This window comes from Oceanobacillus sp. FSL K6-0127 (assembly GCF_037983385.1).
Taxonomy (GTDB): Bacteria; Bacillota; Bacilli; order Bacillales; family Amphibacillaceae; genus Oceanobacillus; species Oceanobacillus profundus.
In genome coordinates this window covers 3653663-3669821 of record NZ_CP150287.1, presented here as the reverse complement: position 1 = coordinate 3669821, position 16159 = coordinate 3653663, and the positions used below count along the sequence as shown (strand labels likewise).

Genomic DNA, 16159 nt, shown 5'->3' with positions numbered 1-16159 from the left:
ACCAGCCTTTATTAGATTATTTGCATTATATCATACCCTGGATTCATATAGATTAACTTGCTTTTAAAGAGAAAATTACAATTCCCCGCCTTTTTAAGGGAAAACAAATATAATAATTAGCTTGATTTATTTTTCAAAGTAGAATAGCCAAGTCCAGCTCCAGCGCCCAACGACTAGCGAGACTTCCCTCACCTCATGACACGATAAAGAAGACTTGGCGATTGGCTGTGCCAGAGGCTTAGTCGCACTTATACCCTGGCGGTGAAAGTCAACATCGACTCTAGGTAAAAGGATGGCCGATTAAAATCAGGCTACGCCTAACATCGGCATACCCCTAAAGGGGCATGTTTCCTTTATCTCCTGCGTAGGAATGTTCGACTCGTCGAACCACCCCAAAGTTCGGGGCGCAGTCCGTACGTCGCTACCCGGGCGCTTCCGCTTTTGAATACAAAGCATGAAAAGATGTGTCCGTGCATAGGATATATAAACCGCTGCATAGATGGAGGGAGTAGCTGATGAATATATTAAATAAGGCGAGAGACTATAGGGAAGAAGAAAATCGTTTAAAATGGGAAGGTACATTTGAAGAATATTTAGAGATTGTTAAAGAGAGACCAGAAGTCGCACAGACAGCACATTCTCGTGTATATCATATGATTAAAAGCTCAGGGGTTACTGAAAAAGACGATAAGAAAATGTTCCACTTCTTTGGGGAAGGAATTTTTGGATTAGAGACGGCCATTGAACGATTAGTAGAAGAGTATTTTCATCCAGCGGCTAAAAGGTTAGATGTAAGAAAGCGGATATTATTATTAATGGGTCCAGTAAGTGGTGGGAAATCGACCATCGTCAGTATGTTAAAGCGAGGACTTGAGCAATATTCACGTACTGAAGAAGGGGCAGTATATGCGATAAAAGGCTGCCCAATGCATGAGGATCCGCTTCATTTAATTCCACAGCATTTGCGAGAAGATTTTTATGAAGAGTATGGTATCCGAATTGAAGGGAGCTTATCACCATTAAATACAATGCGACTTGATCAGGAGTATGGTGGCCGTATTGAAGATGTGAAGGTGGAGCGAATATTCTTCTCAGAGGATAAACGTGTTGGGATTGGAACGTTCAGTCCATCTGATCCGAAGTCGCAGGATATCGCTGATTTAACCGGGAGTATTGATTTCTCTACGATTGCAGAATATGGATCTGAATCCGATCCACGGGCATATCGTTTTGATGGAGAATTAAACAAGGCAAATCGAGGCATGATGGAGTTCCAAGAGATTTTAAAAAGTGATGAAAAGTTCCTTTGGCATTTATTATCTTTGACTCAAGAAGGAAATTTCAAGGCTGGGAGATTTGCGTTAATTTCCGCTGATGAGCTTATTGTGGCGCATACCAACGAATCGGAATATCGTTCCTTTATAGCAAATAAGAAAAATGAAGCATTGCATTCTCGAATTATTGTAATGCCGATTCCATATAATTTAAGAGTTAGTCAGGAAGAACGAATCTACGAGAAAATGATTAAAGAAAGTGATATTGCGGATGTTCATGTGGCACCACATGCACTTCGAGCTGCCGCGATATTTTCAATCCTGACAAGATTGAAGGAATCGAAGAAACAAGGAATTGACCTTGTGAAGAAGATGAGGCTTTATGATGGCGAAAGTGTTGAAGGGTTTAATCAAGTGGATACAGAAGAGTTAAAGAAGGAATTTCAGGATGAAGGAATGTCTGGAATTGACCCTCGTTATGTCATTAACCGGATATCCTCAACGATAATTCGTAAGGAAGTGCCATCGATTAATGCATTAGATGTATTGCGATCGTTAAAGGATGGACTTGATCAACATCCGTCTATTTCAAAGGATGACTTGGAAAAATATATGAATTACATTGCGGTAGCAAGAAGAGAATATGATGAGATTGCGAAGAAAGAAGTACAAAAAGCGTTTGTTTACTCGTATGAAGAATCAGCTAAAACGTTGATGGATAACTATTTGGATAACGTGGAAGCGTACTGCAATAAAAATAAATTACGTGATCCACTTACTGGAGAGGAAATGAGTCCAGACGAAAAGCTGATGCGATCGATTGAGGAACAAATTGGGATCTCAGAAAATGCGAAAAAGGCATTTCGTGAGGAAATTCTTATTCGACTTTCTGCTTATGCAAGAAAAGGAAAACGATTTGATTATAATTCACATGAACGTTTGCGTGAAGCAATTCAGAAGAAACTATTTGCAGACTTGAAGGATGTTGTAAAAATTACGACATCATCGAAAACACCAGATGAGTCACAATTGAAAAAGATAAATGAAGTCATTGCACGTCTCATCGATGAACATGGCTATAACTCTGTGTCTGCTAACGATTTATTACGCTATGTTGGTAGTTTGCTAAATCGATAATGTGTGAAGAAAAAATGCGAACAGGGCTGACTTAATGTTAGTCCTGTTTTCACTTTTTGGAGGGTTGATATGAGAGAGGCTGCACTTAGATAAACTTTATGAAAACTGCATATCTATAAATGAAATATTGATTATTCTTTTGTTTTTATACTAGATTTCTTGAATTAGTGGCAATAACTTGTTTCTCTCTGCATAGTATAAAGAAAGTATATTTTCATAATAAGAGATTGAAAATTCAAATAGGAGAGGATACAAATGACTGAAGAAAATGAGCATAACTTTGTTGTCTCCCAGGAAAACTGGTCTCTCCATCGGAAAGGTTATCAGGATCAGCAACGTCATATTGATAAAGTGAAAGATGCGATCAAAAATAACTTGCCAGACCTTATTAGTGAAGAGAATATTATTATGTCCAATGGGAAAGACGTCATTAAAATTCCGATTCGATCTTTAGATGAATATAAGATACGTTATAACTATGAAAAATCGAAACATGTAGGGCAAGGAAATGGCGATTCCGAAGTAGGAGATGTAATTGCTCGTGATCCGAATGCGGATGCGAACGGGCAAAAAGGTGCAGGAAATGGAAAGAAGGCAGGAGAAAATCCAGGAACCGATTATTACGAAACAGAGGTTTCGATTGCAGAAATAGAAAATGCGCTATTTCCAGATTTAGAACTTCCAAACCTAAAGCAGAAGGAATCGGCAGAAATCACAACAGAGAAAATTGAATTTAATGATGTTCGAAAAAAAGGGTTAATGGGAAATGTGGATAAAAAACGAACCATTTTAACAGCACTGAAACGCAATGCAAGAGATGGAGAAGCGAAAATCACACCAATTTATAATGAAGATTTACGTTTTAAGACATGGAACGAAGTGATTAATCGAGAATCAAAAGCAGTTGTCATTGCCATGATGGATACGAGTGCATCGATGGGAAATTTCGAAAAGTATATGGCGCGAAGCTTTTTCTTTTGGATGAATCGCTTTTTGCGAACAAAGTATGAAACAGTGGAATTTGCATTTATTGCACATCATACGGAAGCAAAAGTAGTTTCAGAGGAAGCATTCTTTTCGAAGGGAGAGAGCGGTGGAACAATCTGCTCGTCTGCTTATAAAAAAGCGTTAGAGCTGATAGAAGACAAATTTAGTCCATCCCGTTATAATATCTATCCATTTCATTTTTCAGATGGAGAAAATATTAGCTCAGACAATGCAACATGCATCAAGCTCGTAAAAGAAATTATGGATGTTTCCAATATGTTTGGCTATGGAGAAGTAAATGGGTATAACCGTTACTCCACATTAATGAATGCATATAAAAATATTGATGATCCAAAATTTCGATATTACGTGTTAAAGGAAAAAGGCGATGTTTATCATGCGATGAAAAGCTTTTTCCTAAAAGGTGCAGCCACAGTTTAACAAAGTAAGAAATTCGTTGTTTATATCGATGGAAAATATACAAACAGAGGAATTCACACAGCCAATGTGTGAATTCCTCTGTTTCTAACTATTATCATTACGAAACACTTAATGATAGTAGTTGCTGTTTGATTTATTGAATACAACCAAATAAATTACAAACCCTAGCACTAAAAATACAAAACAACCTATAATATAAATTAGTCGGATTTCAAATAGTTCAGCAGCTATCCCAATAGTTGCTGTAAACAGAATGATTAAGAAAGCCTCTAAAATTCCTAACACACTTGAAAATCTCCCCATAATATCTACTGATACATTATTTTGATAAAAAGTTAAAAAGCCAGTGTTTGCAAATGACAGTGCAAATGTTAAAGTAAAAAATCCTATAGCGGCCCAGATGAAATTATGTGAAAAAGCAAAGATTAAATAACCAGCTGGTGTAAAAAGGGAACCAAAACCAATTAGAATATTTAGCTTTAATTGTTTAGTGAATAAAGTGTTTATGAATGATCCTACAATAATTCCCATTCCTGCAACAGTTACAAGGAATCCATAGGAGCTTTCAGATAAAGAAAGTATTTCGGTTGCGAATGCGGCTTCTAAAGAATCTAAAGCAGTCATAAGTACTGTAATTCCACTAAAGAAAACATAAATCAAAGTCACATAACTATTTGATTTGCTAAAACGAAGAATCTTTTTCCAGTCATTTACAATTAAAGTAATGGTAACTTTTTCTGAAAGGTCATCCTGTTTTCTTCGTTCTAGATTTGGAAGTAAAAGAATAATGATTGCAGATAAACATAATGCTATAGCATTTAATTGAATGGCTAAATTTGGAGTCCCAAGTATAAAGAGGAACCCTGCAATGGAAGGGCCTAGTATAAAACCACAAGAATTTATAAAGTTTCTCAGTGCATTAAACCTTTGCCTATCGTCTTTGGGGATCACCCTTGTCATATAAATCATAGAAGCTGGCGCAAACATGGAGCTTGCTATATTAATGGCAAAAGCAAAAGTATAAATGAGAACTAGTGAATCGATATAAGCTAATGTAAATATAAATATTGCTCGAATTAAATCTAAGAATATCATTAAACTTCTTTGGTTTATTCGATCAATAAAACTTCCAGCCCAAAAATTAGTACATAAAGTTGCAACTGGAATAAGGATATAAAGAAATGATATGGCTAAGGGAGATCTTGTCATGTCCAATACAATTAAGTTCAATGAGATTAAATAAACCCATGCACCTAAATTTGAAACACCGATTCCTAACAAAAGTAAAAGAGGGTATTTCCACTTCACGAGATCAACTCCTAAATCTAGAATTATTTTGCGAACAAAAAAGTCTCACCCCCAAGGTTAATAACCTTGGGGACGAGACTCTTTGAATTTAGAAGTTCGTGGTGCCACCCCAGTTTATTTCTGTATCTCCACAGAAACCTTTTCGAGTACGAAATATACTCTATCTCTATAACGGGAGAACCCGACACATCATCATAATCGATAAGAATAATCCTATGTGCAGCTCTAAGTTTTGGTTCAATGTGCTATTACATCCTCCATTTCCAGCTACTGGAGTTCTCTGTTATGCTTGAACACATTTACTCTTCTCTTCATTGCCTTTTAATATAGAGTTATTTTACTATAATTGACCGAATAAAAAAAGAATTATTAAAGGAACAAAAATCAAATGATTGATCCTTTAAAATTTATTACTATTTTTTCGATTGAAAGTGATAAATGTATATGCTGTCACATATAAAACTTCTTTAGATTCTTGCTTAATCGTATAAACTGTTTACCGAGGCTTACGATTTGTTGGACATTTTTCTTCTGACATATCATAAACTATATAAAGCACTTGTGGAGGGATGAAGTTGACACAATCAAAAGAGCTAAAGTTTGCAATTGAAGAAATTACAGAAATTGCAACTGGTTTTGGGCTTGATTTTTACCCGATGCGTTATGAAATTTGTCCAGCAGATATTATTTATACATTTGGTGCATATGGAATGCCAACACGGTTTACGCATTGGAGCTTTGGAAAGCAATTTCATAAAATGAAGCTTCAATACGATCTTGGGCTAAGTCAAATATATGAGCTAGTAATCAATTCTGACCCATGTTATGCCTTTCTGCTCGATACAAACAGCTTGATACAAAATAAATTAATTATCGCACACGTACTAGCTCATTGTGATTTTTTCAAAAACAATGTGCGCTTCTCAAATACGAGGAGAGATATGGTTGAGAGCATGACAGCTACTGCAGAACGAATTGCTGATTACGAGATGCTGTATGGGAAAGATGAGGTGGAGAGTTTCTTAGATGCAATTCTGTCGATTCAAGAACACATCGATCCATCGATTATTCGTTCGAAACTACCTATAGTAGACGAGGATGAAGTGGAAGAAGAGCAACGAACAAAAAGTCCATATGACGATTTATGGAGTTTAGACGAGAAACGAATCGACCCAAAACCGAAAGTTAGAAAACGACTAAAAAAACTGCCGCCTAAGCCTGAAAAGGACCTATTACTATTTATTGAAGAGCACAGTCGTGAATTGGAGGATTGGCAACGTGATATTTTAACAATGATGCGTGAAGAAATGCTCTATTTCTGGCCACAGCTCGAAACGAAAATCATGAACGAAGGTTGGGCATCCTATTGGCATCAGAGAATTTTAAGAGAAATGGATTTAACAACTGATGAGACGATTGAATTTTCCAAGTTAAATGCTGGGGTCGTTCAGCCATCACGTACTTCGATTAATCCCTATTATCTAGGAATAAAAATATTCGAAGATATTGAAGAACGTTATAATAATCCGACTGAGGAAATGCAATACCGAGGTTACAAGCCGAATGCCGGCAGGGAGAAAATTTTTGAGGTTCGGGAGATTGAATCAGATATTTCATTTATCCGCAATTATTTAACGAAGGAACTTGTCGAACGGGAGGATATGTATTTATTTGAGAAAAAGGGAAGAGATTACCGGATTACGCAGAAGGATTATGAACAGGTAAGGGATCAGCTCATATCGATTCGGGTAAATGGTGGTTTTCCATATATCGTCGTGGAGGATGGAGATTATCTGCGTAACGGTGAATTATATCTCGTTCATGGGTATGAAGGAACAGAATTAGATATTCGTTATTTAGAGCATGTAATGCCATATGTTTATCAGCTATGGGGAAGACCAGTTCATATGGAGACGGTAATTGAAGGAAGGGAAACGGTGTTTACCTATGACGGAAGAGAAGTATCAAAACGAGGGAAATAGAATTGATAGATTGGCTTAAAAAATTATTAAAGGTTGGGCGAGCTAATGCAAGGTAAAAGAGACTTGACTGTTTAAGTCTCTTTTACTGTATATTTCATTATTGATTATCTCACTCTTTGTCTTCTCATCCATTGTGTGGCTATCCATTTTTCCCCTGCAATTACGGGCGCTCCACCATGTAAGGTCTGTTCATTTAAGGTGTGATTGGTATAGAAATATTCAAAGTACACTGCCATTCCCTTTTTTGGAGAAACAGTAAAATTCAACTCCGGAAAGTAGGTTTCTCCACCTTGTTCGACCTCATTTAAATACATGACCATTGTACTGATTCGGTTGTTTTCGGATGCTTTGCTTGTAGCTGAAAAGTAATCAAAATGAGCTTTATACTCTTGTCCAGGCGTATAATTTAGAATTTGAAGCCCTTCAGCATGTTCTACGGGGACGTTCATAATATTGGATACTCTTTTTTCAATAGTAGACAGAATGCTGTGTTCAGTGCCTTCAAAAAACATACCGCTGCTTGTCCGAATGTCATTTACTTCCCGTGAATAGCCGATTTTTGAACGATGCATGTTATCTTTTGATAATCGAATGAGTTCGTCGCACTCTTCATCGCTCAAAACATTCCCTAGTACTACCACGAGTGGTTCTTCTAGACGAGCTACGATATGAATCTCTCGATCTTCTGTTTGAAACCGATTTCCAATATGATGAAAAATAGTTTGTTCGTGTACCTTTGTCAACGTGCATCGACTCCTCAAATGAGCTTAATTTCGGAACAGAGTTTTCTAGATTAGTGCTCCAATATTATTATACTATAAATATCTGTTTCTTTTGTAAATTACCTTCTTTAATTATCGGTAATGGTCAGTTCAAGAAGAAAATAAATTGATTATAAGAGGAAATTTAATAGGGAAAATAACGGTAATGAATTTATTGAGCTAGGAGTTTTTTTAAAACATGAGGGTAATTGAGGGATAGTTTAGAACTATGACAAAAATATAATCATAATTCCTGATAAGAGGTTTTTCTCTTACTACTTGTTTTACATCGGCCTCTAAAATCTAAATCTATATAGTAATCTCTAGCAGCTAGCGCAATTGAGAAAACGGGACGGAGAGATCAAAGGGTCTAACCCTCTGTCCCCGTCATTCTAAAAATTTATTTCTGTAATGACTCAATGCTAACAAAGGGAAAATATATTGGTAACTATGATAATGAATGTAAAATCCTCCTGCCATTCCTTGCCCTGCTGGATAGGATAAGGTCCAACCCTTTTTATTTGAAGTGTCCAGCAAAAACTTTACTCCCGCCAATATTTCTGGTGTGACATTATCAGATGCCGCAATAAGCGTATCTAATGCCCAGGCAGTATGTGTTAATGTGCTGACCCCAAGTGGTGTATAGGTTTGGTTGATATCACTATAGCAAGACTCTCCCCATCCTCCATCTTGATTTTGAATGCTTATCAGCCATTTTAACGATCTTTGAACGGAAGAATTCTCGGTATCAACTCCAGTTGAAATCAACCCGGTTATGGCTGCCCATGTTCCATAAATATAACAAATTCCCCATCTTCCATACCAAGAACCATTTTTTTCTTGATTGTTCCTTAGCCAATTCACTCCATTTTTTATCGCGTTATGATTTTTAGACAAATTGGTGAAGTTGCCGAAAAACTCCAGGGTCCTACCTGTTAAATCTGCGGAAGAGGGATCTGTTAATAAATATTCAGCCCCTTCAATTGGAATAAGCTTTACAATCTTTTTATCCACATTTTTTTCGAAAGCAGCCCAGCCGCCATCATAATTCTGCATGGAAAAAATCCAGTTGATTCCTCTGTCCCAAGCCTGTCGGTAAACGACCTCATGTTGTACTAAATCAGTGATAGATCGTAATGAAACCGTTGTATCGTCTATATCTGGGTTCAAGGTGTTCTTATCAGAAAATCCCCATCCGCCCGGGGTTTTCGTTGGATTATGAATCGCCCAGTCACCGTAACGATACTGTTGATGGGAAAGTAAGTAGTTATTTGCTTGCCCGATCATTGGATCGTCCCAGGCAATACCAGCGCCTTGTAATGCATAACTGATTAAGGATGTGTTCCAGACTTTTGCCGTTGTGTATTGCATATGCGTTTTGCCGTCAATTTGACAGGCCATGCCTTTCAATCCCTCTACTGCTTTTTTTATGATTGGGTCGTTTTTGGGAAATCTGAGAGCTAATAACGAAAAGATCATCAGAAAGGTAGAACTAAAATAATTGTAAAAGGTCCCATCTGATTCGATTCGGTCTAGCATATATTTTTTCGTCTGTTGTATGGCCATGTTATGGATGTATTCGGGGAACCCAAGGATATTTTTAATACCTTGTTGAATAAAGGAATAAAAGGAGCGCCAATCCCCAGATCGATTTAGGAAGAATTCGTCATTTTCTGCATTTCCCCTTGAAAGGAATAAATCAGAAAGATCGGGGCTTCTATTCGTTTTCATCACAAATTTTTGATCGGCTAAGATTAATATCGGAGCAATGTTGGTTCTTCCATAAACGGAAAAATCGAAAAAATTAATAGGGAATGACAATGGCAAAAGAATAAATTCAACAGGCATTGGAAAGAAACTAGGCCATTTATATTGGCCGGTTAGAGCGAGCATGATTTTGGCAAGCATATGACTTTTTTCAATACCGCCCCATGCCAAAATACACCTTCTTGCAGCTTCCAATTCTTTATCATTCTTATTTCGGTAACCAGAATATAAAAGTGCATAATAGGCTTCAACGGTAGCAGTTAAATTTCCGTTTTTTTCATCATAAAAAAGTTTCCAGGATCCGTTTTTCTCCTGTCTGCTAAGTATTCTTTCGACTAAAGCCTGGATGAGCTTTTCATCATTTATTTCCAAGGTACGAAGCAAAATAATCATATAGGCATCTGTAGAGACGCCTGTTTCAAAAGGATAATCCCAGGACCCATCAGAGGATTGATCATCTTTTAATACCTCGATGATTCGATTGATTTCATCTGTTATTTTGCTTTTCACAATGACACCTCCAAACAGCTATATCATTTTATTCCATCCCTATTGTAAAAATTCCAAAATCCTAGAGCACAGCTTGTTGCTTTTTTAACTTTTCAACATTTATTCTCATCAACATCCATAACATAGTTAGTAAAGGAGTGATGCTCCATCATTGGATTTTTAACAAAGAAATTGGCCAGTCAACCAATTACTCCTGAACTAGCAGCAATAAAAAAGGAATTAACGAAGAAGTCGAGACCCACGATTCATGAAAATAAATTAAATGCTGTGGAACATGAATTATTCGAATACATTCATCGTGAAACGAAAAAAAGAAATGTAAATAATGTGACCAGAACGAATGCCTACTTAGAATTTTATATAAGGTTCCCTGAAATCCACTGGGCCTTTCTAGGACATATGGTTTCTCGAAATGGTGGATGGAACATGACCGATTTAAAAGGAAGTCTATTATCCAGGCTATTATCTGAGGAGGAAAAGAAGGATTTTTTTACTTTTTTAGAGCGAGGCAATTGGTTAATCTTTCAGGACATTTATCCGCAATTACTGCTCTATGAAGAAAGTGTAAAAAGAAACACCAATCTTTTTTACCTTTTACCATTGTTTCATGTCTCCTTTTTCATGAGAGTAGTTTGGGATTATTTCTACCAAATCAAAGATCGACATCTTTTGACCGCCGCACTTATTGTCAATGAACAAAGCTATTTGGAGAAAAGAGTCATCCAAAATCCTTATTATCAATCCACTGTACTGGAAACACTGGAATATAAACTGCATGAGTTATTGGATTTAAACCAAATCATTTTTCCATCAATCGATGAAAAGGAGATAAGAATTATTGGTCAAACCATTCACCAATTTGCCTCTTTACATAACCGGATTTTGTTGGGAAAACGTTTGTATCAATTACTTTTTGATAAAGAAAACTATCTATCTATTTATAAGTGGGCGATTCAACACCCCCACACTGGATCAAGAAAAGACTTTTGGCCACATTTATTTAACGATCTTGATGAATCCGTACCAGGAGGCTCTTACCAGCGAAGAATAAAAAGCTGCTGCATCAAACCAAACGCCCCAAAATTATATAGTCCCATATTAAAGTTCGCATGGAATAATATAGAACAGAAAGAAGCTGAGAAAGGGGACTGGTATTTGAATTGGAAAGTAGTTCATTATTTAAAAATGGATATGTTTAAAGGAAATGGAGCTATTTATCATGAATATTGTAAAACCCTTGAGAAAATCGAATTTTCAATCCTCGCGAAAGAAGCATTATTACCGAAGAAATCACAGAATTAAAACCTATTTATCTGCCATTATTTTTGCATCACTTATAGGAACGTATTTAGATCTTTTGCTGGTGGGGGCAGGTCTGTATTCTTTTCCAAGGCGTCCGTTTTCCGAGCTATTTACAATAAATATCTTATTCACGCTTTGTATTCTTCCGTTATTTTCCCTTACCATTATTTTTGTATTGAAGAGGTTACATAAATTACCCAGGTACATTTTTCTTTTCCTTTGCAGTTTATTTGTATACATCGCAGAACAAATAGCAGAGCAATATGGTTTATTTATTCATTCTGTATATTGGAAACATGAATTCTCTCTTATGGGTTACTTTCTCTTCCTTATCGTTATTTGGAGGTTTTATAGATGGTTAGAAAATTGACAGAGGGGGCCGGTCCTTCTAATTGATTTTAAAGGTAAATGAGGATACAAGGGTATGAGTAATTATTAAAAATTGTTTAGACACCAAGTCTACCACGAACCGCACAAAGTTATTATAAAGGATATTAGGAAAACATCCATAACGAAAGGCAGCTTTCTGGCTGCCCTTTTGTTATGAATTAATCTTGTCCTTTTTCCGGAAATACTCGTATAACGATTTTAAGCTGTTAGCATCTAATTCAATATCATTCTCATATGCATATTTAACAGCATATCCGAGAGCGAGCGTCATTCCTCCGGCAATGCTTCCGCCTGCCACAGATCCAGCTCCAGGAATGAATTTAATGACTTGACGGAATAGCGTTTTTCCGATATTCCCCGTGATGGTTGCTATCGTTAGCTCTTTAGCGCGCTCTTTAGATAGTGGTTTTTCATAAAGCGTTGCTAGCTTAACCAATAGTGCAACCTGAATTCCGGTTAATGGAATAAAGTCTGAACCTGGTATTGGAGCAGCCCCAACAGCAGTTGCGGAGCCTGAAGCAGCTACAATCCACCTGTTAGCCGTAGAAGATTTTTCTTTTACAAGCCTCGCAAATTGTATTTCTTTATGTTTTTTTTTCAAAATAGCCATTATTTCATTTCGAAGCTTATCAATGTTTTCTCCTGTTCGAGAAGAAATAGGAACGACATTATATTTATTTTTCGTGTGCTGTTTTACATATTGGATAAGGCTTGGTATGTCATCTGCTGCATCGATTTTATTTAAAACAAAAAGGATGTTTTTATTTTCCTTTGAAATCATATCAAATGATCTCTTTTCACCTTCAGAAAAAACCGTTCCGGCTGCATTTAGAAAGAATAGGATGACATCTGCATTTTTATAAAATTTCATTGTTTCTTCCGAGTTATGACGATTAATATCATCCAGACCAGGTGTATCTGCGAAAATGATTTTGTCACGATATATATAGCGATCGATTCCTGTGGTCTCGCCTGGCTTCGCTCCAACCAAGGCAACCTCTTCACCGATTAATCGTTGATGATTTTCCAGTGTTTACATCCCCAATCATGGCAAATAATATCTCTTTATCCAACTGGGCATTGATTCGATCTGTTTCTTGTTTATATGCATTCTCAAATTCTTCATCGTTAAATTGTGTCAAGATATCACATCCTTAATCATTATTTTACCAGATTAGTGAAGTGTAGACACGTAAAAATTAAACTTGCTAATATATTAGGCTCAAACAGTTTCTTGTATTGACGATGCGATTTTTTGTTTGCTGCAGATAAGATAAAATGCGAACTAACTTCTGTTTTTTTTAGTTTGAGCAGTTTCCGCCGTCCGGGATTGTTCCGAGCAGTCGCTTTCCGCGACCAGTGAGGCACCTTGAACTCGTTCTTCGGAGTTTCAATCTGGCAAACGGGTAAAAAATAGGGAAAATTCAACGATAGAAAGGCTGTCACGGCCGATTTGAGAATAAAAAAATAAGAAGAATCGACCGAGATAAGGCTTATCACGGCTGATTAGAAACCAAAACGGTGAAAAATCTACTTAGTAAAACATTTTAGGCAGAGATGAAAGTCAAGTTGACAACCCCAGCTACGGAAATTCAATTAGCAGTGCTCCAACCATAATTGCACGCTACTTCGCTTTCTCTTTCCAATAAACACAAAAAGCTGTCGTAAATAGTAAGTCTTCACAACAGCTTCATGTTAAATCTCTATTCTTTTAGTCCTTCTAATATCGAAAGGTTAATCATCCCATCAATGTTATTGCTTGAAACATATTCAGCTTCTAAGCTGATGTCTGCCATTTCTTGAATCACTTGCTCATTAACAGAGGTTGTAACTTCCAAGTTATTAAATGCTGCTTCTACTTCATCGGCATTAAGCTCTTGTCCTGTGAGTTCTTTCAAATGCTCAATAACTAATGCTTGGCTTTCCTCTGGGTTTTTCTGGATAAATTCTACTGCGCGAAGGTGAGCTTTTAAATAAGACTCGGTCAATGCGTCATTTTCCATAAAATTCTCCGAAGCAGCAACTACTGTATTCGTAGATTCTTTCCCCCATGCGAATTCATCCCAGTCAAGCAGTTTTTGTCCATTCGCTTGTGTTTCCAGCACATACCCCCATGGTTCCTGTGTTGCTGCAGCGTGTACGGAATCCTGTGAAAAAAGGGTGGTTGTGTCTGCGGGGGCAGCTGCATATAACTCAACAGTTCCACCACTTGTAGTCGGTGATAAATCAACCTCTTGCAGTGCTTTACGGAGCATCACATCCTGTGTGCTTCCAATAACAGGAATTGCAACGCGTTTTCCGTCTAAATCAGCAAGTTCGGTAACACCGCTGTCGTTATCGGCAACTAAGACAGCGCCGCCATTTACAGCACCAGATATAATGTGATAGCTTGGATCCTTTACATAGATGTTTAATAGTGGGCCAGGACCAACGGTACCAACATCAATTGTTTCTGTAGCCATTGCTTCCATAAATAACCCGCCATTTGTTACTGTCTTCGTTTTTAACGTAATATCCTCACCAAATTCTTCTTCAAAATAACCGTTCTCTAAACCAACAATTGTTGCAATATGTGTCAAATTCGGGAAGTAGCCAATGGTTACTTCATTCGTCTCATTTTCTTCTGAAGATCCGCCACACGCTGATAAGAATACCAACATAGCTGTAAAAGCTATGCCCAGAATCGAATATCTACTCAATTTTTTACCCCTCCAAATGAAATACATAGTTTCATAGATTCAGAAGTTTTAGGAAGACAATCCCCATTTTTTCTGAACACTTCGATCAAGCTTTGTGAAAACAACATTGTCAATAATTGTTCCAATAATTGCGATGATAATCATCACAGATATAACTAAATCCATTTGACCTAACGAACGTCCTGTTTCAAGTAAATGACCAAGTCCACCACCAGCACCAAGTAATTCCCCGGCCATTAACGCACGCCAGGAAAACGCCCAAGCTAACCGCATGCCAGAAATAATTTGTGGGACGGATGCAGGGATAATCACAGTTCGCAATAAATGAAATCCACTAGAACCAAACGTTTTCGCAACCCGTTGATAGAGGGTAGGTACATTTTTAAATCCGCTCGTCGTATTCATGGTCATCGTCCACGTTGCACCAATTGTGACAACAAACAGGATCGCTGTTTCTCCAAGACCGAACCAGACAATTGCAAGTGGCAGCCACACAATACTAGGAATGGACTGTAATGCAACGACTAGAAATCCTAGTGTCTCATCAACAATTTTAAAACGCCATATTAAATAACCAAGGAATAGTCCAAGCGTTGATGCGATAATAAATCCAAAGAGCAGTCGCCCAATACTGCGAAACATGGCTTCTGTTATTTGTCCACCAGTAATTCCTGTGAAAAGTGTTTCGAGCACCTGGAGTACTCCGGGAAACATAAAGTCCGGAACGGATGAAAGTCTAGATGCCACTTCCCATATCACCGCTAGAATCCCGATGAACAGAACCCGTCTTAAAGCTGTAATCATCTCCAAGCTCCTCCCTTAGCACTTTTTCCATTTCTTCTTCTAATGCAGCAAGAATCTTTTGTTCCAAATCAAGTGTAATACTATCTGGGGTTACTCCGTCTTGCGTGGTTTGAACAGTAAACGTTGTTTTAATTTTTCCCGGTCGCGTCCCCATTACAATAACTTTTTGAGATAAAAGCACTGCTTCACGTATATTATGCGTAACAAATAAAACAGTCACTTTCGTTGTTCTCCATATCTCAAGTAATTCGTGATGAAGCGTCATTCTTGTTTGTTCATCCAATGCAGCGAATGGTTCATCCATTAATAAAATATCAGGATCCATAACAAGAGCTCTTGCAATTGACACACGATGCTTCATTCCGCCAGATAATTGATGCGGATAGGCACCAGCATAGTTGCTTAAATGAACAAGCTTCAGCATTTCTTTTGCCTTTTGTTCCGCCTCTTTTTTCGGTGTTTTTTTCAAAAGTAATCCATACATTACATTGTCCAGCACGGTTGCCCAAGGAAAAAGCCCATCCTCTTGAAACACAACAACACGATCTGGACCTGGATTATTTACAGGTTCTCCAGCCACTTCAATTTTGCCCTTTGTCGCTTTATCCAGACCGGAAATTAAATAAAGTAATGTAGACTTTCCGCAACCAGAAGGACCGACAATCGAAACAAACTGGCCTTTTTCAATATCAAAGCTTATATCATCCAAAACCTTCAATTTATCGTTTGTATTATGTTGAAAACTTTTTTCAACACCCTTTAAAGTGAGATACACTATATTCACCGCCTTTATATAA

At 37.4% G+C, this 16159-nt stretch carries 10 protein-coding genes, 1 pseudogene and 1 other annotated feature; of the genes and pseudogenes, 4 read left to right on the top strand and 7 right to left on the bottom strand.

Going from position 1 to position 16159, the window contains the following annotated elements:
- Window positions 1-515 precede the first annotated feature (515 nt).
- Together MHH64_RS18055 and yhbH are read left to right on the top strand one after the other, a co-directional pair.
- Window positions 516-2411, top strand: coding sequence for a PrkA family serine protein kinase (locus MHH64_RS18055; RefSeq protein WP_095310827.1), 1896 nt, complete (start codon window positions 516-518; stop codon window positions 2409-2411).
- A gap of 255 nt (window positions 2412-2666) precedes the next feature.
- Entirely contained in the window at window positions 2667-3839 is a 1173-nt protein-coding gene (yhbH, locus tag MHH64_RS18050; RefSeq protein ID WP_095310825.1) for a sporulation protein YhbH, read from the top strand.
- A 108-nt stretch (window positions 3840-3947) separates the two neighbouring features.
- On the opposite strand, the gene MHH64_RS18045 is transcribed toward yhbH, so the two are convergent.
- The gene (locus MHH64_RS18045) at window positions 3948-5147 is read right to left on the bottom strand and encodes an MFS transporter (protein WP_340002131.1); all 1200 of its coding nucleotides are present in this window, start codon (window positions 5145-5147) and stop codon (window positions 3948-3950) included.
- A 65-nt stretch (window positions 5148-5212) separates the two neighbouring features.
- Window positions 5213-5471, bottom strand: a binding site (T-box leader).
- 245 nt (window positions 5472-5716) lie between these two features.
- Between MHH64_RS18045 and MHH64_RS18040 the strand changes: the two genes are divergently transcribed.
- Window positions 5717-7129 (top strand): SpoVR family protein, encoded by a 1413-nt coding sequence (locus tag MHH64_RS18040; RefSeq protein WP_095310820.1) that lies wholly within the window; start codon window positions 5717-5719, stop codon window positions 7127-7129.
- Between the two features lie 104 nt (window positions 7130-7233).
- Here the strand turns inward: MHH64_RS18040 and MHH64_RS18035 are convergent, their stop codons facing one another.
- Entirely contained in the window at window positions 7234-7872 is a 639-nt protein-coding gene (locus tag MHH64_RS18035; protein WP_240033811.1) for a 2OG-Fe(II) oxygenase, read from the bottom strand.
- 405 nt (window positions 7873-8277) lie between these two features.
- Window positions 8278-10167: a squalene--hopene cyclase gene (shc, locus tag MHH64_RS18030; RefSeq protein ID WP_340002130.1), complete on the bottom strand. Its 1890-nt coding sequence runs from the start codon at window positions 10165-10167 to the stop codon at window positions 8278-8280.
- A gap of 171 nt (window positions 10168-10338) precedes the next feature.
- Here shc and MHH64_RS18025 point away from each other — a divergent pair, with 171 nt between their 5' ends.
- On the top strand, window positions 10339-11469 hold the full coding sequence (locus MHH64_RS18025) for a DUF2515 family protein (protein WP_340002129.1): 1131 nt from the start codon (window positions 10339-10341) through the stop codon (window positions 11467-11469).
- Window positions 11470-12010: 541 nt separating this feature from the next.
- Here MHH64_RS18025 and MHH64_RS18020 read toward each other — a convergent pair.
- From MHH64_RS18020 to MHH64_RS18005, 4 genes and pseudogenes are all read right to left on the bottom strand, one after another.
- A pseudogene (locus MHH64_RS18020) lies at window positions 12011-13001 on the bottom strand (GTPase).
- A 561-nt stretch (window positions 13002-13562) separates the two neighbouring features.
- Window positions 13563-14519, bottom strand: a complete 957-nt coding sequence (locus MHH64_RS18015) for an ABC transporter substrate-binding protein (RefSeq protein WP_095310841.1) — start codon at window positions 14517-14519, stop codon at window positions 13563-13565.
- A gap of 87 nt (window positions 14520-14606) precedes the next feature.
- Window positions 14607-15362, bottom strand: coding sequence for an ABC transporter permease (locus MHH64_RS18010; protein ID WP_095310807.1), 756 nt, complete (start codon window positions 15360-15362; stop codon window positions 14607-14609).
- Window positions 15295-16137, bottom strand: a complete 843-nt coding sequence (locus MHH64_RS18005) for an ABC transporter ATP-binding protein (protein ID WP_095310805.1) — start codon at window positions 16135-16137, stop codon at window positions 15295-15297. Before MHH64_RS18005 ends, MHH64_RS18010 begins: the two co-directional genes overlap by 68 nt.
- Window positions 16138-16159 lie beyond the last annotated feature (22 nt).

Excerpts from the sequence above, each read along its gene's own strand:
- MHH64_RS18055 (WP_095310827.1), top strand. The coding sequence starts at position 516 with ATGAATATATTAAATAAGGCGAGAGACTATAGGGAAGAAGAAAATCGT.
- yhbH (WP_095310825.1), top strand. The coding sequence starts at position 2,667 with ATGACTGAAGAAAATGAGCATAACTTTGTTGTCTCCCAGGAAAACTGG.
- MHH64_RS18040 (WP_095310820.1), top strand. The coding sequence starts at position 5,717 with ATGAAGTTGACACAATCAAAAGAGCTAAAGTTTGCAATTGAAGAAATT.
- MHH64_RS18015 (WP_095310841.1), bottom strand. The coding sequence starts at position 14,519 with ATGTTGGTATTCTTATCAGCGTGTGGCGGATCTTCAGAAGAAAATGAG.
- MHH64_RS18010 (WP_095310807.1), bottom strand. The coding sequence starts at position 15,362 with ATGATTACAGCTTTAAGACGGGTTCTGTTCATCGGGATTCTAGCGGTG.